Below are 20,785 nucleotides of genomic sequence, written 5' to 3'. Positions count from 1 at the left end.
CCGATGCAACCAGCCCAGCCGACGCTGGGCTTTTTAGTTCCATAAACAAAAAAGTGAAACCGCAGCTTTTTTGCCCGCAATTGTATCGGTTCTGTTATCATCGCCCCGTCGATACAGCCCCGCAGCCAGGCTGGCATTTTTGCCGCCAAAGCCGCAACAAATTAAAGCTAAATCAATAATTAGCCCCCTGTATCGGCCTACCCTACAACGACTACACAGGACAGTGATTATGAGTCTTGCCGACCAGGTATTGGCCGTTAATAACGATCTTCCTATCCGCACCGACGCACCGGTTCACTCCGGTAAAGTTCGCAGTGTTTATTGGCTGACTGCCGCAGACAGCGCCCGCTTAATCAAACAGAAAGGCTACGATGTCGCCGCCGATGCGCCGCTGGCGATCATGGTGATCTCCGATCGGATCTCCGCCTTTGATTGCATCTGGCAAGGCCAAGGTGGCATGGCCGGCGTACCGGGCAAAGGGGCGGCGCTGAATGCCATCTCTAACCACTGGTTCAAGCTGTTTAAACAAAACGGTTTGGCCGACAGCCACATTTTGGATATCCCCCATCCACTGGTGTGGATTGTGCAAAAAGCCAAGCCAGTAATGATCGAAGCGATCTGCCGCCAGTACATTACCGGTTCGATGTGGCGCGCCTACAGCAAAGGCGAGCGCGATTTCTGCGGCATCGAATTGCCAGAGGGCTTGAACAAAGATCAAAAACTGCCCGAGCTGCTGATCACCCCATCCACCAAAGGCATTTTGGAAGGCATTCCCGGTGTGCCAGCGGTGGATGACGTTAACATCACCCGCGCCAACATCGACGACAACTACGAAGCCTTTAACTTCCACTCACCAGCGGATGTCGATCGCTACGAAGTGCTGTTGAAAGAGGGCTTTGATCTGATCTCCGAGGCGCTGGCGCAACTGGATCAGGTGTTTGTGGATACCAAGTTTGAGTTTGGCTACGTCACCGATGCCGCGGGCAACGACAAGCTGATCTACATGGACGAAGTGGGCACGCCGGATTCCTCCCGCATTTGGGATGGCCCAGCGTACCGTGATGGTCAGGTGATCGAGCAATCAAAAGAAGGGTTCCGCCAGCTGCTGCTGAATCACTTCCCCGATCCAGACATTCTGTTAAACAAGGATCGGATGGATGAGCGCCAAGCGCTGGCTCGCGATAACGCCTTGCCAACCGAAGTGTTGATGGCCGTATCGAAAACCTACACCGACATCGCCGCGAAGATCACCGGTCAGCCGGTGCACATCAGCGCCAACCCTAAGGCCGAGATCATTGAGATCCTCAGTCGTGACTTTGGCTTAATCGACTAAGCCACACGATTCAGCCTGAGGATCCCAAAGGGGCAGCCACTGGCTGCCCCTTATTCTTGCTGCTGTCGCCGTTCACAACACCCGCTGTACCAACGCAATTCACCCCTTACCACCCAAGGCCAGCCTGCACGGTGCGATGCCGATCCGCCACAAAATGCCGCCCCATCACAGCTTGTGCGGTTGCGACTGGCATTGCGTTCGACAAAGGGTAATAATTCCCATCCGCATTATTGCCCTTGGATCACCATGCTACTGTCTGAACCGCTGCACATGAGTTGCGAATACCAACCGCTGATCTGCACCCGCAGCCTAACTGTGCACGCTTATGAAGCATTGGCGCGCTTTCGCCGCAACAGTGGCCAAGCCATCGCCCCCAATCGTGTGTTTGAACAGTTTCACCAGCAGCCGGAGATCTTGGCGCGAGTCGAGTACCAAGCAAAACAGCTGCAACTGCAGTGCGCCCCAGCGGCCGCCAAGCTGTTCATCAACATCGATCCCCATGCGATCAACGATCACAACCGCGCCGACATGCTCGCCCTGCTGGCCAGCCATCCCCAATTGACGGTCGAACTGATTGAAAATACGTCCATCAGCGATGCCAAGCTGTGCAGCCAATTGCTGCAACAGTTTCAGCGTCAAGGAAACCAAGTCGCATTGGACGACATCGGCGCGCCTCACTCGATGTTGTCGCTGCAACTGCTCAGTGAAGTGGACTGTTTCAAGTTCGACATGACCTGGCTGGCGCGATCCCAATGCGACGATCAGCATCAATTACTCACTGCGCTGATCGATTACGCCCAGAAGATGGGCAAAACCACGGTGCTGGAAGGGGTTGAGCAGCAAGCGCAACTGGATTATGCGCGCCAACTGGGCATCGACTGGGTTCAGGGCTATCTGTTTAAGCCGCAGTTTGTGCAGGCTCAACAACAGATCTTATTGGCCAATCACTAGCACAGTCAGCCCCGGCGGCAGTGCTTGCTTACGGCAACCAAGCGGGTTCAGGTGTGAGCGAACGCTTCGCCCACACCGCAGCGACAAGGCCGTTAATTGATCTTATTTTTTGCTTGTTGGAGGGCGTTAAACAGGGTGTCTTTCAAGGTGACGCGGCGGAATTTTAGGTTCTCAAGGTAGGCATCGTCGCTGACCTCAATCCCCTCTTCGATGCGGTGTACTTCGCGGTCTAGCTCGTGGTAATCGTTGAACAGTTTGTGGAACTGGTTGTCGGTAAGATTGAGCTCCTCGATCAGGCGCTTATCATGGGGGAACTCGTTCACTAAGCTGTGATCTTCAATAATCATCTTCACTCTCCTTGCCATAATGTCCGTTTCATCATGCTCATAGAGTCTGTTTACAACATTGATTTAGGTCATTATTTCTACGAAAACTGCCCCTTTCAAGCCGAACTGAGAGCGCGCTCAGCCTTCGCTGTGATCGCGCCAAAATGGTTGTGCTGCGGCCCCCATTCCTTTACTGGCGCTCACGGTGGCGGCGGATCATCGCAGCCGTTGTTGGCACCAACAAAAACGCCACCGCAACAGCGGTGGCGTTTGATTCAGGGCAGCATATCGCAACCGATCCGCCGCTTTACGCCGCGTGGTGGCCTAAGTCTATTGCCACATCAATCCGTGGGCACGCCACAAAGTGGCTGCCGCCGATGTTTTCCAACTTCGGTCGGTGCGAGGCACAGTCACTGCACACCGCAGGGCAACGGGTGCGGAATACGCAGCCCGATGGTGGGTTGATCGGCGATGGCAGCTCTCCGGTCAGTGGGATGATCACCTTGTTGCGCTCCGCTTCCGGATCCGGCAGCGGTACCGCGCTAAGCAACGCCCGGCTGTAGAAGTGCGATGGCTTGGCGTACAGCTCTTCCGAACTGGCGGTTTCCACTTGGTTGCCCAAGTACATCACCATCACCCGATCGCTGATGTGTTTCACCACCGACAGATCGTGGGCGATGAAGATCAGCGCCAAGCCCATCTCGGCTTGCAGCTGCTTCAGCAAGTTAACCACCTGCGCCTGAATCGACACATCCAGCGCCGATACCGGTTCATCACAGATCACCAGCTTGGGCTTTAAGATCAACGCGCGGGCGATGCCGATACGCTGACACTGGCCGCCGGAGAATTCGTGCGGATAGCGGTTGATCACGTTCGGCAGCAAGCCCACCTTGGCCATCATCGCCCGCACTTCATCTTGCAGCTGGGCTTTGCTCCAATCTGGGTAGTAGTTGCGCAGCGGCTCGGCAATGATGTCGCCTACGGTCATCCGTGGGTTCAGTGAGGCCAAGGGATCCTGGAAGATCATCTGCACCTCTTTACGCAGATCCACCATCGCTTTCGGATCGTTGGTGTCTACCGGCTTGCCATTAAACTCAATCGAGCCTTCCGCTACCGGCACCAAACCAATCAAGGCGCGGGCTAAGGTGGATTTACCACAGCCGGACTCGCCAACCACCCCTAGGGTTTCCCCCGCTTCGACCTGAAACGACACCCCATCAACGGCTTTCAACTGCGGGATCGGATCCCACGGCCATTTTTGCCCTTTTTTGATCTCGAATCGAACCTTTACGTTGGTCGCTTTTAATAACACGCTCATGCTACCGCTCCTTGCAGTTCGATGTGACAGGCACGTTGGCGGTTATCACCAAAGCGTTGCAGCTGGGCCGGTTGGCTTTGGCACAGATCCGTTGCCTGAACGCAGCGGGCGCTGAACGGGCAACCCGGTGGCAAGGCCAGCAAGTTCGGCGGGTTGCCCGGAATGGTGGGCAAGGTCGCTTCGTTACTGTCTAAACGCGGAATGGCGCTTAACAGGCCTTCGGTATAAGGGTGGGCCGGTTGATAGAACACGTCGTTGGTGCTGCCGTATTCCATGGTGCGACCGGCGTACATCACCATCACCTTGTCGCATAAGCCGGCCACCACCCCCAGATCGTGGGTGATCATGATGATCGCGGTGCCCAGATCGCGCTTCAACTCGTTCAGCAGATCCAAGATCTGCGCCTGTACGGTTACGTCCAAAGCCGTGGTGGGTTCATCGGCGATCAACAGTTTGGGCTTGCACAGCAACGCCATGGCGATCATCACCCGTTGGCGCATGCCGCCGGAGAATTCGTGCGGGTACATGTCCATCCGCTTGCGCGACTCTGGCATCTTCACCGCATCCAACATCCGCACCGATTCTTCAAAGGCTTCGCTGGCGCCAAGCCCTTTGTGCAGCATCAGCACTTCCATCAACTGCGGCCCCACTTTGATGTAAGGGTTCAGCGCGGTCATGGGATCTTGGAAGATCATCGCGATCTGCTCGGCGCGGATCTTATTCAACTGCTGTGGCGGCAACCCGAGGATCTGTTGCTCTTCAAATTTGATCGATCCTTGGGTGATGCCGTTCTTTGCCAACAGCCCCATGATCGCAAAGGCGGTTTGGCTTTTGCCGGATCCTGATTCGCCCACGATCCCTAAGGTTTCACCCGCCGCCAGATCAAAGCTCAGCCGATCCACCGCGGTAACGTTACCGTCTGGGGTAGTGAACTGTACGTTGAGATCCTGTACTTGTAATAAGCTCATAACGCCTCCTTTAGCGATCTTTTGGATCAAGGGCGTCGCGTAAGCCGTCGCCGATGTAGTTAAAGCAGAACAGGGTGACCACCAAGAATGAGGTTGGGAACGCCAGCTGCCACAGGGCCACTTCCATGGTTAGGGCGCCTTCGTTCACCAGTGCCCCCCACGAGGTGTAGGGTTCTTGCACCCCAAGGCCTAAGAAGCTTAAGAAGGATTCAAACAGGATCATTCCCGGCACCAGCAACGAGGCGTACACCACCACGATCCCCAGTACGTTTGGCACCAAGTGGCGCAGGATAATGTCTTTGCCCGGCGTCCCGGCCACAATCGCCGCTTCCACGAACTCTTTGCGCTTTAAGCCCAAGGTTAAGCCACGCACAATTCGCGCCATATCCAGCCACGACACCGCGCCAATGGCGAGGAAGATCAAGAACAGGCTACGACCGAAGAAGGTCATCAGCAGGATCACCAAGAACATGAATGGGAACGACTGCAGGATCTCCAGAATTCGCATCATGATGCTGTCCGTACGGCCACCGATGTAACCGGCAAACGAGCCGTAGAGCGTACCGATGATCACCGCCACCGTGGCGCCTAACACGCCCACTAAGAACGAGATGCGGCCGCCTTCTAGGGTGCGCACAAACAGATCGCGCCCCAAGAAATCGGTGCCAAAGAAGTGGCCATTGGCCAAACTTGGGCCCGAAGCCATGTTTTCCCAGTCCATCTCATCAAAGGCGTAACCAGACAGCGCTGGGCCAATCATCACAAGCACAAAGATGAACGCCAAAATGCCCAGAGAGATCACCGCGGCGCGGTTACGCAGGAAGCGGCGCCGAGCGTCAGCCCAAAGGCTGCGTCCTTCCACTTCCAGTTCTTGGGCAAACTGTTCTACCGCTTCGTTATTTTGTTTTTGGGTAATGGTTTGCATTGCTTAGCTCTCCACTCGAATGCGTGGGTCAATCATGCCGTAGACAATATCGACAATGGCGGTAAAGAAGATGGTTAAGGCACCGACTAAGATGGTTAATCCCAACACCAGCGAATAGTCGCGGTTCAAGGCGCCGTTCACGAAGTACTGACCAATGCCCGGAATACCAAACACGGTTTCAATCACCACCGAGCCGGTGATGATCCCCACAAACGCTGGGCCTAAGTAGGACACCACGGGCAGCATCGCTGGGCGCAGGGCGTGCTTGAAGATGATGTGTTTCATCGGCAAGCCTTTGGCGTGAGCGGTACGAATGTAGGGCGCGTTCAACACTTCAATCATCGAACCACGCATGATGCGGCTGATGGAGGCCATGTACAAAATCGCCATCGCCGACACCGGCAACACCAGATTCATCCAATGGCCGTCGTTCCAACCGCCAGCGGGCAACCACTGCAATCCGACCGCAAATATCAGCACCAACACCGGCGCTAACACAAACGACGGCAACACCACGCCCACCATCGCCAAGCTCATTACGGTGTAATCGATCCAAGTGTTTTGCTTCAGCGCGGCCACGGTGCCCAGCGCGGTACCGAAAATCACGGTAAACACGAACGCCACACAACCTAAGGTGATGGACACCGGAAACGAAGCCGCCACCAGTTCATTCACGCTGTAATCGCGGTACTTAAACGAGGGGCCTAAATCGCCCTGCATCAGATCGCCAAGGTAATACAGGTACTGCTGCCACATCGGTTTATCCAAGTGGTACTTGGCTTCGATGTTGGCCAGCACTTCAGGCGGCAGGTTGAAATCGCCGGTAAAAGGGCTGCCCGGGGCCGACTGCATCATAAAGAATGACAGGGTCACCAGAATAAACAGGGTGGGAATAGCCATCAGCAGACGGCGAACGGTAAAACTCAACATAATGGGGTTCCTCGTCGTCTTAGTGTTTGATGATGTACAGGTTTTTGCTGTAGATGGTGTTTTCGACGTTGTTCATCGGGTAACCGCCCACGTAGGTTTTCACCAAGCGGCTGATCACCCCTTGGTACACTGGGATCACTGGGGCTTCGGCCGCCATGATCTCTTCCGCGCGGGTGTACAACTTGGCGCGCTCTGCGTCATCTTCAATTAAGCGCGAATCCGCCATCAGCTGATCGTATTCGGCGTTCGACCACTTGCCTTTGTTCTGGCCATGCGTGGTTAACAGAATGTCGAGCATGGTGGACGCTTCGTTGTAATCCCCCGACCAACCGGCACGGGCCACTTCAAATCGGCCTTGGTTACGGGTGTCCAAGAAGGTTTTCCACTCTTGGTTTTCCAAGCGCACCTGCACCCCTAATGGTTTCCACAACTGGGCCACCACGATGGCGATCTTCTTATGGGATTCCGAGGTGTTGTACAGCAAGTTGATCAACAGTGATTTCTTCCCTGGGCCATAGCCGGCTTCGCTCATCAATCGCTTGGCTTCCGCCAGACGCTCTTCTTGGGTCCAAGTGGCGTAATCCAGCACTGGCGGGGTAAAGCCGTTCACCGCTTCGGGGGTGAAACCGTAAGCCGGCTTTTGGCCTTGGCCCAAGACGTACTTGGTCATCGCTTCACGGTTGATCGCCAACGACAACGCTTTACGTACGCGCGGATCGTCGTACGGCGCCACCTTGGTGTTGAACTCGTAGTAGTAAGTCGACAGATACGGCGAGGTACGGATGTCATCCGGCAGGCTTTGCTGCAGCGATTTGAAGTGCTCCAGCGGGATGGTCAGCGTCATGTCGATCTCGCCCGCTTTGTAACGCGCCAGTTCGGTGTTGGCGGATGGGATCGCCAACATGCTCACCTGATTGATCACGGTTTTGGCGTCGTCCCAGTAGGTTGGGCTGCGCTTTAAGATGATTTTCTCGTTCACCACCCATTGCGACAGCGTGTACGCGCCGTTGGTGACCATGTTTTCCGGACGGGTCCACTGATCGCCATAGGCTTCAATCACTTTCTTCGGCGCTGGGAAGGTGTTTTGGTGCGCCAACATCCGCACAAAGTACGGCACTGGCTTTTCCAAGGTCACTCGGAATGTTTTGTCGTCCAGCGCTTCCACCCCAAGGCTGTCCGCAGGCATTTCACCACGCACAATGGCGGCGGCATTAGCGACCGTTGCGATCTCAAGGTACCAGGCGTAACGCGAAGCGGTTTTCGGATCGACAGCACGTTGAAAGCCAAACACAAAGTCATCGGCCGTTACCGTCGCACCGTTAGACCACTTGATGCCATCACGCAGATGGAAGGTGAACACCTTATTGCCGCCGCTGATGTCCCAGTGGGTTGCCTGCGCCGGAATGATGTTGCCATCGTTATCTTGCTGTACCAGCCCTTCAAACAGATCTTTGGTGATCGCAGAGCCGGTGGTGCCTTCCACTTTTTGTGGATCGAGTGATGCGGGTTCGCTGCCATTACCGCGAACAATCTCTTGCACTGGGTGCAGTTGAGTGTCTGCTGGTACTTGTGCGGCCTGTGCAGCAGGCCAAAGTGAAGCCATAACTAAACTGAGCCCCACGGCAGTAATGCGAGAATTTGCCATGTACATCGTGCTCCCTGGTTTTATTTATTTTATTGAGTGGTGATCGTTACTTTTTATTTTAAAAAAATTAACATATTTCTAATAAGTCATTTCTTAGTGCGTTATTCGATCACAGCTAATAAAAACATAACAAAAATTCAAATTGTGCGCATCATGCCGATTCATCCACTTTTAAGTTTAAGTGCCACTTCGCAGCACTTTTTTAACAAAAAATAAACTATCAACACGTATTGAAAATATTGAACCAGCGGAAGCTGCTAAGAAAACCACATAATTTCAGTGGCTATCGCTAAAAAAGATCCAGATCACACGATCGGATGTTATCGATATATAACGAGGAGGGTGGTGGAAAAAACTACGATATTTTTTCTCGCCAGAGGCAGCAACAGGATCTTTTGTGCATTTTGTACACAAAAAGCTCGACACTTCCTCTGGCAAGGGCAGAATAATTGCGAACCATTCTTATTAATGGCAGACACATATTGTTAACAAGCTGGCTAATTTCAGCGTATTTAGCCACTGAATTTGGCCGTTATTTAAGCAGCTCGCCTTGCAGAGTGGCAATAATGCGCCGTGACCCACCTTGATTTCGGTGCTCGCCAAGATAGATCCCCTGCCATGTGCCCAATGCCAATCGCCCCTGCTGCAATGGCAACATTAAACTGCAACCCAGCAGCCCAGATTTGATGTGAGCAGGCATATCATCAGCCCCTTCATAGGTGTGCTGATAATAGGGGGTGTTTTCTGGCGCGAGCCGCTGAAAGTGCGCTTCCATGTCCGCTCGTACGGTTGGATCGGCGTTTTCATTTAAGCTCAAGCTGGCGCTGGTGTGCTGGATCAGCAGATGACAAAGGCCAATTCGATAGTGCTGCAGCTGCGGCAATTGCTGTTCAATTTCAGCGGTGATCAGATGAAAACCACGCCGTTGTGGCCGCAGTTCGATGGTGTGTTGCTGCCACATAAGGGCTCCTTGCTGGATGAGATCCGTGGGTTGCCAGATGTGGCCGCCACTTCTATACCTACCTGACAAGGATACCCCTACTGCTTCAAGGATGAGTGCATGAATCGCCCCTTTGTGTCGATGTTGGTCGTGGTTGCCTCATGGCTGATTGGCGGTTGTGGCCCGATCCCCCCCAAAACCCAACACCCCGATGCAGCACTGCTGCAACAAGCACAGGCGCAGCAATATCTGCCAGTCAGGCCGATCCCGCGATTTAACCCCTACGATGTTGATCTGAACTTAGCTCGCCTTGGCCGCGATCTGTTCACCGATCCCCGCTTATCCAGCAACAATAAAATCAGCTGCGCCAGCTGCCACTTGCTGCAAGGTTATGGCACCCTCGCCAGCCGCACCAGCGTTGGGGTCAATGGCCAAGGCAGCCGCAACAGCCCAACGGTGTTCAATGCCAGCCTCAACCCCATGCAGTTTTGGGATGGTCGCGCACTCTCTTTGGCGCACCAGCTGCAAGGGCCGCTGCAAAACCCGTTAGAGATGGACAGCAACTGGCCACAGGTGCTCAGCAAATTGGGTCAAGATGACGCGTTAAGCCAGCGGGTAGAACAGGTGATGGGGCAACCGCTGTCCGCCACCAGCATTACCGCCGCCATCGTCTATTTTCAGCAGCAGTTGCTCACCCCAGACGCCAATTTCGATCGCTTCTTACGGGGCGAATCCGAGCTGCCCCGCGCAGCCAAAGCCGGTTGGGATCACTTCCAGAAAATCGGCTGCATTCAATGTCACCAAGGGATCAACGTGGGCGGCAACTTGATGCAAACCTTTGGCCTGACCTATCAAGAACAGATCAACCGCAACGATCTGGGCTTAGCGGAACTCACCAGCAAGGCCAGTGATGACATGGTCTTTCGCGTGCCCAGCTTACGCAATGTGGTGCAAACCGGCCCCTACTTTCACGATGGCTCGGTGGATAATTTAGGCTTGGCAGTGCGGATCATGGCGCTGAATCAACTAGGCAAAGAACTATCAGAGCAAGAGCTCTCCGAGTTGCTGGCATTTCTCGCCAGCTTAAGTGCGCCCCCACCTCCCATCTTGGCCCTATTAGACGATGAGCAAACTTTTTAATGCGGCGATTGCAGTGGTTGCACTGGTGTTACTGGCGCTGCTAGGCAATCAATACCATCGCGATCAGCAACAGCTGCGGCAGTTAGAGCAGCAGATCGCCCAGCTACAGCGGCTGCGTAACGACAGCCATGCATTACTCAGCAGCGTTACCCAATATCAGGTAAAGCCTGCCGCAAACTTGGATTATCTCAGCCACTTAGCCCGGCAGATCCAATTACTGGGCGACAGTCTGGATAGCGCCAATAGCCATCATGCCGGGATCACCACCTTGGCTGGGCAACTGCGCAGCTTAACGCTGAAATTGATTCGTCATCAGATCGCCGCCAACAGCAGCCGCACCGCGCTAAATACATTGCTCAATCGAGCCCGCACCTTGGCCAATAGCCCTCAGCAACACCTGGCGATGGCGCGGTTAGAGCTGGCGATTGAACAACAAAGCCGCGATCTTGAGCCGCTACTAACCGCCCTGCCAGCGGACTTGCAACAAAGCCTTCGCGCCCACGCTCAGGTTTATCGCCAAAGTCGCTTCAGGAAAAATGCCGTGGTACAGGACTTGTTAGCGCTGCCACAGCAGCGGCTGTTTAATGATTTAACCCAGATCCAGCAGGGGCAACGAGGGCTGCTGTTGCAGCAACAAAGCCAATTAGGGCAACAACTGCTGTTGCTCGTAATTGCGCTGTTGTTGCTGTTTGGTGGCCGTTGGGGCTGGCAGTTGCGACAACGGTTGCAGCAAAGCCAACAGCAGCAAGCCCTGTACGGCAACCAGTTGCTGCAATGGAGCCAAGAGCTACACCAAGGGCTTGAAGCCAGTGAACCGCATGCGTTAGCGCGGCTGCGGTGGCGCTTTAGCGAACTGCTGCAATTGCAACAGCAGCTGGCGCAACCACAGGCACCGTGGGGAGTCACCACACTGGATGAACAGATCGATGCGCTGTGCCCACAGTTGCCCAGCGGCGCAACGGAGATCATGATCTATCGCCACAGCGACTGCGCCAACCGAGTGAACTGTCCGCACCGACCCTTGTTCGAGCTGGCGCGGGCTTTACTCAGTGCCGCCATCGCTACCTGTCAGCCGCAAGCCAGTGTGGTGTTTCGACAACAACAGCATCATCTATTAGTGGATTTTGAACAGCTTGGCAGCCCTTGGCCGAACGAAATGATCACGGCATGGCAGCAACGACAACAGTGGAATTTTGGGATCTTGGCGTTGCAACTGGGCAGCTACTTGCAGCCTCTGCTGATGCTGCAGCAGCTGGAACAACAAGGGGCTGAGATCAGCCTCTGGCCAACCAGCAAAGGCAGCCGCTGCCGGATCACCCTGGCGGTGGAGTGGCTAAGCGAAGCTACCGAGATCAGCCCCCAAGGCGAGGTTGCAGTGATTGGCCACAACGATTGGCGTGGGCAGGGATTAACACAGCTGTTAATCAGCCAAGGTTATCGGCCACAGCTGCAACAAACGTTACGCCCGCTGCTGCCGGATCTGCTCAGTGGCCACTGTAAGCGGCTGATCCTATGCGATCGCAACAGTTTAAGCGCTGAGGAATTGACGGCCCTGCGGCAACAGCAACAACACGGCCCCTTGCCACTGCGCGTAATTGTGCTGGGCAATCACGCCCCCATGGGCTTAGAGCAATTTACCTTGTTGCCAATGCCCATCAGCATGGTGGCACTGCAACATACGCTAACACTGCCATCCGCCGCTAAGGTGCAATCGATTAAACGGGCTTAATCGATGTATTCGTACGCCACCCGAGCGGTGGTACTGCACAGCAATTCGTAGGCGATGGTGCTGGCGCATTCGGCGATCTCTTCCACCCCAAGCCCTTGCCCCCACAGCACCACGTCGTCGCCCACTTGCACCTTGGCGCTGCCCACATCCACGGTGATCATATCCATCGATACTCGACCGGCCAGTGGGTAGCGCTGACCATTGATCAGCACTGGGGTGCCCGACACCGCATGACGCGGATAGCCATCACCGTAGCCCATCGCTACTACCGCAATGCGCGTTGCGTTGTTGCTGCGCCAGCTCTGGCCATAGCCGACAGGCTCACCGGCGGCCAAATCCCGCACCGCTAACACCTTTGAACGCATGGTCATCACCGGCTGCAGCTGCTGCCCAGCGGCACGACCGCCGACCATCGGGTTGCCACCAAACAGCGCCAAGCCGGGGCGGATCCAATCACCATGAGCCGCGGGCCAGGATAATGCCCCCGCCGAGTTACACAGGGTGCGTTCACCCGGCAGTTGCGCCGTTAACCGGTTAAAGCATTGGATCTGCTTCACCGTTTGCGGGTTTTCCAGCTCATCAGCCACCGCAAAGTGGGTCATCAAATTGAGCGGCTGCTGCACGTTGGTCGATTCCGTTAGCTGCTGATACAGCGCCGCAAATTCATCCGGCTGCACCCCTAAACGGTGCATGCCTGTGTCGATTTTCAGCCAGATCCGCAGCGGCTGTGACAACTGCGCCTGACACAACAACGCCACTTGCTCGGCATCGTGGATCACGACATCCAGCTGATGACTGGCCGCCTGTTCCAGATCCGCCTCGCTGAACACCCCTTCAAGCAGCACCATCCGCGCATTGATGCCGCTGTCGCGCAGCGCCAACGCTTCTTCAATGCGGGCTAAGCCAAAGCCATCAATGCCTTTGAGCCATTGCGCCATCTGCACCAGCCCATGGCCATAAGCATTGGCTTTTAACACCGCCATGATTTTACTGTGGGGCGCCACTTGTTGCAGCCGCGCCACATTATGGTTTAACGCGCTGCGGCTGATCTGGGCGATGGGGGAAAAACGCATGAGATACCAATCAATGTAAGAAGTATAACGCCAGCCCAATGGAGGCTCGCGCCAACACAATTATTCGTCGTATTCGTAGCTGGTGCCGCTGTAGTTATCAAAGCGTGAGAAGCGGCCTTGGAACGTCAGAGGTACCCGCCCGATCGGGCCGTTACGCTGCTTACCAATGATGATTTCCGCCTGCCCTTTTTCCGCCGTATCGGGGTGATAGACCTCGTCACGGTAGATGAACATAATCAAATCCGCATCCTGCTCAATCGAGCCCGATTCACGCAAATCTGAGTTCACTGGGCGTTTATCCGCTCGCTGCTCCAACGATCGGTTCAGCTGCGACAGCGCCACCACTGGGCATTCCAGCTCTTTCGCAAGGGACTTCAAGGAACGCGAGATCTCGGCAATTTCCAAGGTTCGGTTTTCAGACATGCCCGGCACCTGCATTAACTGCAAGTAGTCGACCATGATCATCGATATGCCGCCATGTTCACGGGCAATTCGACGGGCACGGGAACGCACTTCGGTTGGGGTTAGGCCAGAGCCATCATCGATGTACATCTTGCCTTGTTCCATCATCAAGCCCATGGTGCTGGTGACTCGGGCCCAATCGTCGTCGTCCAGTTCACCGGTACGAATGCGGGTTTGATCCACCCGCCCTAACGACGCCAACATACGCATCATGATCTGCTCTGAAGGCATCTCCAAACTGAAGATCAACACCGGCTTATCTTCGTTCATCGCCGCCTGCTCACACAGGTTCATGGCAAAGGTGGTTTTGCCCATGGATGGACGCGCCGCAACAATGATCAGATCCGACGGCTGCAAACCGGCGGTCATCTTATCCAGATCGGCATAGCCGGTGGATACCCCAGTAACACCGCCGGAGTTGGGGTTATTAAACAGCGCTTCAATCCGATCGATGGTTTTGTTGAGCACCAGCTTTAAGGTTTCAGGGCCTTCGTTGGCGTCGGTACGAGCCTCGGCAATCTTAAACACCTTACTTTCGGCCAGATCCAGCAGCTGCGAAGAGTCGCGCCCTTCCGGGTTAAAACCCGCATCGGCGATCTCGTTGGCCACTTTGATCATCTCCCGCATCACTGCCCGTTCACGCACAATGCCGGCGTACGCGGTAAGGTTGGCCACACTGGGGGTATTGCGCGAAATATCCGACAAATACGGAATGCCGCCCACGCCATCAATGTGACCCGATTTAGACAGCTCTTCTGATACGGTCAACAGATCCAGCGGCTCGCCAGTTTCCATCAACTTGGCCATGGCGTCGTAGATCAACTGGTGGCTGCGGCTATAGAAATCCTCTTTCACCACCTTTTCGGCCACTTGATCGAACAATTCGCTGTTGAGCATTAAGCCCCCCAGTACCGACTGTTCCGCTTCCAAGGAGTGAGGCGGGATCTTTAACTGATCCACCGCATCGTTGTTGTTGCCCGCGCGTTCGCGAGAACGTGTTTCCGCCATGTTAATTCCGCTACAATGTGTGCCAATTCGCGCAACAGGGTACTAACCGCTGGCGCTGAGATAACCATAACAAATCGAAGGATCGATGATGCCACACCAAACCAAGACAGCCGTAATGCTGTTGGCCAGCGCCCTATTTAGCGCTGCGACCACCGCTGACGAAGGTCAGTGGCTGCCGCACCAACTGCCGCAGTTGAGCGATCAACTTACCCAAAAGGGCATTGAATTGCCCGCAGAGCAATTAGCCGATCTAACCAAGGCGCCGATGAATGCGGTGGTGGGATTGGGCTATTGTACTGCCTCCTTTGTTTCTCCCAAAGGGTTAGTGCTCACCAATCATCACTGCGCCTACAACGCCATCCAATATAATAGCCGCGACGGGGCCAACTACTTGGCCGATGGCTTTATCGCAACCTCGCAAAATGAGGAGCGCAGCGCGGGGCCACAAGAGCGGTTATACATCACCGACAAGGTGGTGGAGGTAACCGACAAGGTTTATCAGAACGTGAGCGACGGCCAAACCGGCTTTGATCGCCACCAAACCATTGAAGCCAATCGGAAGCAGCTGTTGGCGCAGTGCGAGGCGGATCCCGCTTACCGCTGTCGCGTTGCCTCTTACCACGGCGGTTTACAATATTACTTGTTGCGCCAACTGGTGATCCGCGATGTGCGTTTGGTGTACGCGCCGCCTGAAAGCGTTGGCGCCTACGGTGGCGACATCGATAACTTTGAATACCCACGCCACAGTGGCGACTTTGCCTTCTTGCGCGCCTATGTTGCCCCTGATGGCAGCCCTGCCGGTTATCACGCCGATAACGTGCCTTATCAACCCGCAGGCTATCTGCCCATCGCCGCCGACGGCGTGGCCAGTGATGAGGGGATCTTAGTGGCCGGTTACCCCGGTCGCACCAGCCGTCATCAACTAAGCCAATCCATCGAGTTCGCCTCTGGCTGGCTCTACCCCGTTAACGCCCAGCGTTACCAAGCCCGCATTGACGCCATTGAAGCGCAAACCGATCCGCAAGTCCGCATCGCTTACGCCAGCAAACGCGCCAGCTGGGCCAACCGCATGAAAAAGTACAACGGCCTGTTGGATGGGTTTCGTAAAACCGACATCGTCGGCTTTAAAGCCGACACGCAAGCCGCTTTTAGCCAATACCTTCGCGCAGAAGAACAGTTGCCATTACTGGCGGCGCAAGAGCAAGGGCTGCTGGCCAGCCAACAGCATTACCAAGCCAACTTCTATTACCAAAACGCCCAATCCGGGGCGTTGCTGCAAGCGGCCAATCGCCTCTACAAATGGGCCAAGCAACAGCAGCTAACCGATGCCGAGCGCGACATTGGCTTCCAAAGCCGCGATCGTAAAATGGTCGAGGGACGATTAAAGCGCATTGATAAGAGCTTTATTGCCAGCATGGATCAGCAGTTGTGGCAGATGGACATCGATGCTTATCAAAACCAACCTTTGCGAGACACGATGCTGGATCAGCAGTTGGCGCAATTGGATCTTGGCAAGGCATATCAAACCACCAGCTTGCTCGACAGCCAAGCCCGTTTGGCGTGGTTGGATCGCCCAGCCAGTGAGTTTGAGCAAAGTAACGATCCCTTTATTCGCATGGCCGTGGCGCTGTACCAACAAAACCAAGCCAGTGAACATCAACGTAAAAGCCTTGCCGGTGAACTGGATAAAAGCCGTCCAGCACTGATGGCAGCGTTGTTGGCGTGGTATCAGCAACAAGGCAAGCCCGTCTACCCCGATGCCAACGGTACCCTGCGCATCAGCTACGGCAGCGTTGATGGCTATCAAGCGGCGGACGCGCTGTATAAACAGCCGTTTACTTACTTAAATGGCATCTTAGAGAAGCACACGGGCCAATACCCCTTTAACGCCCCAAGCAAAGTGGTTGATGCGATCAAAGCGGGTAAATTTGGCCAGTTCCGCCAATACGCTCAAACCAAGCCGTCTTGGTACTGCACCATTGTGCCTTGCGCGAGCGCCAATCAAGACAGTAACGCACGTGTGCCGGTGAACTTTCTCTCCAGTGCCGACACCACTGGCGGCAACTCTGGCTCGCCAGTGATCAACGGCAAAGGCCAGCTGGTTGGGGTTAATTTCGACTCCACCTACGAATCGATCACCAAGGATTGGTACTTCAATGCCGAGATCACCCGCGCGGTGCACGTGGATATTCGTTACATCCTGTGGATGCTCAGTGAAGTGGATCAAGCCAACTATGTCTTGGATGAACTGAGCCTGATTCGCCGCTAGCCCGAGTGACACAACTCACGCCTGTTACAACCCAAACGGCCCTGCAATGCAGGGCCGTTGTTAGTTAGAAGGCTTGGTTTACAATCAGCCGGATCTGACTTTCCTCTTCACTGAAGGCCAGATCGCCCCGCACCAGCACTCGTTCTGCTAATGCTCGAACTCCTACCCCATAGGAGATGTTCATCGTGCGGTGCAGCTCGCGCAGATCAAACTCATCGTGCACCCGACCGGCCTCGACAAAGGCCGCCAACTGATACCAGGGCAGCTGATACCAATTCAGCACTGGGATTTTTCCTTGGGGCTGAAACTGCGGCACCATGCGATACTCGGCCCCATAAAACAGCGCACTGCGATCGTGAAAGCGGTTGCTGGCAAAGCCGCGCAAGCGATCAAAGCCGCCCACACTGGCCGCCGCATACCAAGGGATCTCGCCACGTTGGTTCGCATCCCAAGTGGGCAGATCCGCCAAATAAGCACTGAGCACCAGCGTCTGCTGTTGCATCCACCCATTCGCGCCTAGATCCAGATAATGGCTGTATTGCCCTTCCCACTTGGTGTAACTGGCACGGTGATCATTCCCCCAATCACGCGTTACCTGGCCGCGTAACCAATAGCCACGGCTGGGCGACGGGGCAAAGTCGCGGGCGTCATAATCAACACTGATACTCATACCCGCAGTCTTGGCCTCAATCTGGCTGAGTGACGTTGCCTCATCACTCGCATTACCACTAACGGCGTCGTTAAGCTGATGATCTTTATGGAACAGTTTCAACTGCACGCTGCTTAACGGTTGCGGCAATGACTGAGGCGCTACCGCATACAGCGGCAAACCATTATGCAAACTGAATTGTGGTTGGTGATCGGCACGGCCAGCCCCAAAAGGCAGAATGTAGCGGGCGGTCAGTTCCAGCTCGCGCATCCGCTCCTCGCCATAGACAAATTGATCTTCGGCAGAGTCATGCTGCCCCGCATCCGCGGCAACCCCATCAACACCGCTGATGAAGGTTTGTGACTCGGTGAATTTCGCTTCCAACCAAGTCAGGTCAAAGTACCAGCGACTGTCCTGGGCAAGCTGATAGTTGTAAGCCCCTTGGTAGCTAAGGAAGCTGTTGTTGGTTGAGTACAAGCCAACGCCAACCATCTGCCCCTGCGACTGCCCGAGCCCTTGTACGCTCACCGCACCGCCGGCAAACCATCCTAAACCGGAGGTTTTATAGATAAACGGCAGCACTGCGGTTCGGCTTGGTGGCGGCTCCGGCGCCTCTTGGGCCCCCACGGAAAAAGCCAATAGCCCGATTAACCACACTGCGATTTTACTGCCGTTCATAACTGCCCCATCCATAAAGAAGGCGCAATTCTATAGCTGTCAAATAACAATGTCAGCGTCAAATTAGCGTCGACAATCAATAAGATCGGACAAATAGCAAGCTGACAGCATCCGCCAACAGTTCACAACAAAAAAGCAACACAAGATAAAGCCGTCGGCGGGATCGGCGACGGCTTAAATAGAGCGGGGTTAATTAGTGCTCTAAAAACAGGTAGTTTTGCCAACTCTTCATGCGTAATAAAATTTTTCGCATGATGGAAACATGAGCAAAGTGATCCGAGTACACCGCCACTTCTACGTGCACGCCTTGGGGCAGTTGGAATTCGCTCAGGTCATCAAGGATCTCAATCTCAACAAAGGATCGCCCCCGCTTCAGTAGCACGTCGGAGCTCTGCAAGTTGCCGCTGGTTCGAAATCCCCCTTCGGCAATGTTCGGCAGCACCTGGGTAACCCGCCCCTTAATCACCTTGCCCGGCAGGGCATCGTAGATAAGCTCGGCTTCATAACCGGGTTTGATCCGCAACAGTGAACGCTGATTGAACGCAGCGGCCACTCGGTTGTTAGAACGCTCAACAAAGATCATCGATGGCGAGATTGGGAACGGCACGGCCATCACGCCTTGGCGTAACGCCAGCTGAGTAACATAGCCGTTCGCGGGGGCTCGAATGATGGTTTCCTCAAGATCATACTGCGCCTTACGCAATCGCGCTTGCTCGCGCTCAAGATCGGCTTCAGCAACAAAGAAACGTTGGCGGCGATTATCGAGCTCTTGCTTAGTAAAGGCGCCGCCTTTGTTATAACCCTGCTGATAGCGCTCGTAGGCCGTTTGAGTACGATCACGCTCGGCACTTTTCGACTTTACCGAAGCCGTTAGCTGATCCACTTCATCTTGATAGCGACGGCCATCCACACGAAACAGCACCTCACCTTGAACCAAAGGCTGATTTGGCTGAACGGGAACATCAATAACCCGCCCTTTAACGGATGGCACAATTGGGGTGGTGATGTAGATCTGTCGCGCCAGAGGGGTAAAGGGGTGGTTGTAATTCATCAACAACACCAAGGTGCCCACCAAAATAATGCCGCCTAACACTGCCGTCGGCACCGTCCACTTATTCAGCGGTAAATCAAAGACCCTAAAGATCACGATGCAAATGGCACCGTAAGTCATCAGCAATAACAGATCCATGGCTATTGCTCCTGCTGTGGTGGTTGCGCTTGAAGGGGCTGTGGCTGGTGCAACAGTTCAATCTGCTGCTGCAATTGGGCTACCTGACTGTGCAGTTGCTCCAACTGACTTTGTTGTTCAGTCACCCTGCTGTCGAGTTCGGTTTCCAGCTTAAAGCCCCAACCACGATCAGCGCGATATAAGGTGGCCCAGATCCAAAGAAACGGCCAGATCACATGCAGGGTAAACAGACTGATCCAACCCGCGACATGGATGGCGTCTTGATGCGGGTGATTGCGCTTCATCGCTATCTCGTAAGGAATGTCGTGAATAATGATGATGCCGTAAAACAGCACCAAGCCCACAAAAATTAAAATCCCCAATGCCACATAATCTAACATCATAAAGTCCTTGTCTGATCCCAAGCTATTTTACTGACTAGAGTCTAGTTGCTTCACTTAAATTCGGATGTTTCCCCAATAACTTAGGGGCCAATTATCTGATCACGCCCAAACGCGGGCTAATCAGACCTCAGCGATCCCAATGCATCAATCGCAGCTTGGCTGAGCCAGCATTCTTGTCGTGTAAGCCAACAGTACCACTGAACTGCTACTCAAACTTTTCCTTTCGAATACGAACAAGCCCTGTTCAAAGGACAGAGCATGTTCGAACCATTTCAGGCGCTAGGGCGCAGTGGACGGAACTCGAACCCGCGACCTCGGCGTGACCGGCCGCCAGGCTCTTAATCAAGGGCCAACCCAACTGAACTGCCTCGCCAACGTCAGCCCTGCAAACGTGTTGACCACATACGAAAAAAGCCCTGTCCAGAGGACAGGGCTTATTCGAACCATTTCGGGAGCTAGGGCGCAGTGGGCGGAACTCGAACCCGCGCCCCCGGCGTGGCCGGCCGCCAAGCTCTTAATCAAGGGCCTAACCAACTGAACGGCCTCGCCAACGTCAGCCCTGCAAACGTGTTGGCCAGATACGAAAAAAGCCCTGTCCAAAGGACAGGGCTTATTCGAACCATTTCGGGCGCTAGGGCGCAGTGGGCGGAACTCGAACCCGCGACCCCGGCGTGGCCGGCCGCCAAGCTCTTAATCAAGGGCTAACCAACTGAACGGCCTCGCCAACGTCAGCCCTGCAAACGTGTTGACCACATACGAAAAAAGCCCTGTCCAAAGGACAGGGCTTATTCGAAATAATGGCGGAGTGGACGGGACTCGAACCCGCGACCCCCGGCGTGACAGGCCGGTATTCTAACCAACTGAACTAC

17 protein-coding genes are annotated in these 20,785 nt (G+C 54.8%); 5 read left to right on the top strand and 12 right to left on the bottom strand.

All coding sequences use genetic code 11. The annotated features are described in order from the left end of the window. Nucleotides 1-229: 229 nt before the first annotated feature. Entirely contained in the window at nucleotides 230-1,333 is a 1,104-nt protein-coding gene (locus Q0796_RS06830) for a phosphoribosylaminoimidazolesuccinocarboxamide synthase (protein ID WP_298441397.1), read from the top strand. A 246-nt stretch (nucleotides 1,334-1,579) separates the two neighbouring features. Next, on the top strand, nucleotides 1,580-2,284 hold the full coding sequence (locus Q0796_RS06825; RefSeq protein WP_298441395.1) for an EAL domain-containing protein: 705 nt from the start codon (nucleotides 1,580-1,582) through the stop codon (nucleotides 2,282-2,284). 92 nt (nucleotides 2,285-2,376) lie between these two features. On the opposite strand, the gene Q0796_RS06820 is transcribed toward Q0796_RS06825, so the two are convergent. The 7 genes from Q0796_RS06820 to Q0796_RS06790 form a co-directional block, all read right to left on the bottom strand. Beyond that, nucleotides 2,377-2,631: a DUF465 domain-containing protein gene (locus Q0796_RS06820; RefSeq protein ID WP_298441393.1), complete on the bottom strand. Its 255-nt coding sequence runs from the start codon at nucleotides 2,629-2,631 to the stop codon at nucleotides 2,377-2,379. A gap of 286 nt (nucleotides 2,632-2,917) precedes the next feature. Next, on the bottom strand, nucleotides 2,918-3,928 hold the full coding sequence (gene oppF, locus Q0796_RS06815) for a murein tripeptide/oligopeptide ABC transporter ATP binding protein OppF (RefSeq protein WP_298441391.1): 1,011 nt from the start codon (nucleotides 3,926-3,928) through the stop codon (nucleotides 2,918-2,920). Then, nucleotides 3,925-4,896 (bottom strand): oligopeptide ABC transporter ATP-binding protein OppD, encoded by a 972-nt coding sequence (gene oppD / locus Q0796_RS06810; RefSeq protein WP_298441390.1) that lies wholly within the window; start codon nucleotides 4,894-4,896, stop codon nucleotides 3,925-3,927. The genes oppF and oppD overlap by 4 nt, the downstream gene beginning before the upstream one ends. Nucleotides 4,897-4,906: 10 nt before the next feature. Next, nucleotides 4,907-5,821, bottom strand: coding sequence for an oligopeptide ABC transporter permease OppC (gene oppC, locus Q0796_RS06805; RefSeq protein WP_298441389.1), 915 nt, complete (start codon nucleotides 5,819-5,821; stop codon nucleotides 4,907-4,909). Nucleotides 5,822-5,824: 3 nt separating this feature from the next. Continuing rightward, on the bottom strand, nucleotides 5,825-6,751 hold the full coding sequence (gene oppB / locus Q0796_RS06800; protein ID WP_298441387.1) for an oligopeptide ABC transporter permease OppB: 927 nt from the start codon (nucleotides 6,749-6,751) through the stop codon (nucleotides 5,825-5,827). A gap of 19 nt (nucleotides 6,752-6,770) precedes the next feature. Then, a complete protein-coding gene (locus Q0796_RS06795) occupies nucleotides 6,771-8,396 on the bottom strand; it encodes a peptide ABC transporter substrate-binding protein (RefSeq protein ID WP_298441385.1) in 1,626 nt (541 codons plus the stop codon). Nucleotides 8,397-8,928: 532 nt separating this feature from the next. Beyond that, a complete protein-coding gene (locus Q0796_RS06790) occupies nucleotides 8,929-9,357 on the bottom strand; it encodes a secondary thiamine-phosphate synthase enzyme YjbQ (RefSeq protein ID WP_298441383.1) in 429 nt (142 codons plus the stop codon). 99 nt (nucleotides 9,358-9,456) lie between these two features. Here Q0796_RS06790 and Q0796_RS06785 point away from each other — a divergent pair, with 99 nt between their 5' ends. Beyond that, entirely contained in the window at nucleotides 9,457-10,476 is a 1,020-nt protein-coding gene (locus tag Q0796_RS06785) for a cytochrome c peroxidase (protein ID WP_298441381.1), read from the top strand. After that, nucleotides 10,460-12,205 (top strand): hypothetical protein, encoded by a 1,746-nt coding sequence (locus Q0796_RS06780; protein ID WP_298441379.1) that lies wholly within the window; start codon nucleotides 10,460-10,462, stop codon nucleotides 12,203-12,205. The genes Q0796_RS06785 and Q0796_RS06780 overlap by 17 nt, the downstream gene beginning before the upstream one ends. On the opposite strand, the gene alr is transcribed toward Q0796_RS06780, so the two are convergent. Together alr and dnaB are read right to left on the bottom strand one after the other, a co-directional pair. Then, nucleotides 12,202-13,278 (bottom strand): alanine racemase, encoded by a 1,077-nt coding sequence (gene alr / locus Q0796_RS06775; protein ID WP_298441377.1) that lies wholly within the window; start codon nucleotides 13,276-13,278, stop codon nucleotides 12,202-12,204. The genes Q0796_RS06780 and alr overlap by 4 nt on opposite strands. A gap of 60 nt (nucleotides 13,279-13,338) precedes the next feature. Then, nucleotides 13,339-14,748 carry a replicative DNA helicase gene (dnaB, locus tag Q0796_RS06770; RefSeq protein ID WP_298441376.1) on the bottom strand — a complete coding sequence of 470 codons (1,410 nt, stop codon included), beginning with the start codon at nucleotides 14,746-14,748 and terminating at the stop codon, nucleotides 13,339-13,341. A 115-nt stretch (nucleotides 14,749-14,863) separates the two neighbouring features. On the opposite strand from dnaB, the gene Q0796_RS06765 reads away from it, so the two are divergent. Then, nucleotides 14,864-17,017, top strand: a complete 2,154-nt coding sequence (locus Q0796_RS06765) for a S46 family peptidase (RefSeq protein WP_298441584.1) — start codon at nucleotides 14,864-14,866, stop codon at nucleotides 17,015-17,017. Nucleotides 17,018-17,081: 64 nt separating this feature from the next. Here Q0796_RS06765 and Q0796_RS06760 read toward each other — a convergent pair whose 3' ends face one another. The 3 genes from Q0796_RS06760 to Q0796_RS06750 form a co-directional block, all read right to left on the bottom strand. Then, nucleotides 17,082-18,344 (bottom strand): BamA/TamA family outer membrane protein, encoded by a 1,263-nt coding sequence (locus Q0796_RS06760; protein ID WP_298441375.1) that lies wholly within the window; start codon nucleotides 18,342-18,344, stop codon nucleotides 17,082-17,084. Nucleotides 18,345-18,537: 193 nt separating this feature from the next. Further along, nucleotides 18,538-19,533: an HlyD family secretion protein gene (locus Q0796_RS06755; RefSeq protein ID WP_298441373.1), complete on the bottom strand. Its 996-nt coding sequence runs from the start codon at nucleotides 19,531-19,533 to the stop codon at nucleotides 18,538-18,540. A 2-nt stretch (nucleotides 19,534-19,535) separates the two neighbouring features. Beyond that, complete coding sequence (locus tag Q0796_RS06750) at nucleotides 19,536-19,916, bottom strand: DUF3302 domain-containing protein (RefSeq protein WP_298441371.1); 381 nt, start codon at nucleotides 19,914-19,916, stop codon at nucleotides 19,536-19,538. Between the last annotated feature and the right edge of the window lie 869 nt (nucleotides 19,917-20,785).

The sequence above is a fragment of the uncultured Ferrimonas sp. genome (assembly GCF_947489035.1).
Lineage (GTDB): Bacteria > Pseudomonadota > Gammaproteobacteria > Enterobacterales > Shewanellaceae > Ferrimonas.
Note: the sequence above shows the minus strand (reverse complement) of the source record. Positions and strands in the feature narration are given on the sequence as shown.

What these genes read in the sequence shown, in the direction of transcription:
- Q0796_RS06755 (WP_298441373.1), bottom strand. Translation starts at nt 19,533, where the DNA reads ATGGATCTGTTATTGCTGATGACTTACGGTGCCATTTGCATCGTGATC.
- alr (WP_298441377.1), bottom strand. Translation starts at nt 13,278, where the DNA reads ATGCGTTTTTCCCCCATCGCCCAGATCAGCCGCAGCGCGTTAAACCAT.
- Q0796_RS06750 (WP_298441371.1), bottom strand. Translation starts at nt 19,916, where the DNA reads ATGATGTTAGATTATGTGGCATTGGGGATTTTAATTTTTGTGGGCTTG.
- Q0796_RS06760 (WP_298441375.1), bottom strand. Translation starts at nt 18,344, where the DNA reads ATGAACGGCAGTAAAATCGCAGTGTGGTTAATCGGGCTATTGGCTTTT.
- Q0796_RS06765 (WP_298441584.1), top strand. Translation starts at nt 14,864, where the DNA reads ATGCTGTTGGCCAGCGCCCTATTTAGCGCTGCGACCACCGCTGACGAA.
- Q0796_RS06820 (WP_298441393.1), bottom strand. Translation starts at nt 2,631, where the DNA reads ATGATTATTGAAGATCACAGCTTAGTGAACGAGTTCCCCCATGATAAG.
- Q0796_RS06790 (WP_298441383.1), bottom strand. Translation starts at nt 9,357, where the DNA reads ATGTGGCAGCAACACACCATCGAACTGCGGCCACAACGGCGTGGTTTT.
- Q0796_RS06785 (WP_298441381.1), top strand. Translation starts at nt 9,457, where the DNA reads ATGAATCGCCCCTTTGTGTCGATGTTGGTCGTGGTTGCCTCATGGCTG.
- Q0796_RS06795 (WP_298441385.1), bottom strand. Translation starts at nt 8,396, where the DNA reads ATGGCAAATTCTCGCATTACTGCCGTGGGGCTCAGTTTAGTTATGGCT.
- oppD (WP_298441390.1), bottom strand. Translation starts at nt 4,896, where the DNA reads ATGAGCTTATTACAAGTACAGGATCTCAACGTACAGTTCACTACCCCA.
- Q0796_RS06830 (WP_298441397.1), top strand. Translation starts at nt 230, where the DNA reads ATGAGTCTTGCCGACCAGGTATTGGCCGTTAATAACGATCTTCCTATC.
- oppC (WP_298441389.1), bottom strand. Translation starts at nt 5,821, where the DNA reads ATGCAAACCATTACCCAAAAACAAAATAACGAAGCGGTAGAACAGTTT.
- oppF (WP_298441391.1), bottom strand. Translation starts at nt 3,928, where the DNA reads ATGAGCGTGTTATTAAAAGCGACCAACGTAAAGGTTCGATTCGAGATC.
- oppB (WP_298441387.1), bottom strand. Translation starts at nt 6,751, where the DNA reads ATGTTGAGTTTTACCGTTCGCCGTCTGCTGATGGCTATTCCCACCCTG.
- dnaB (WP_298441376.1), bottom strand. Translation starts at nt 14,748, where the DNA reads ATGGCGGAAACACGTTCTCGCGAACGCGCGGGCAACAACAACGATGCG.
- Q0796_RS06825 (WP_298441395.1), top strand. Translation starts at nt 1,580, where the DNA reads ATGCTACTGTCTGAACCGCTGCACATGAGTTGCGAATACCAACCGCTG.
- Q0796_RS06780 (WP_298441379.1), top strand. Translation starts at nt 10,460, where the DNA reads ATGAGCAAACTTTTTAATGCGGCGATTGCAGTGGTTGCACTGGTGTTA.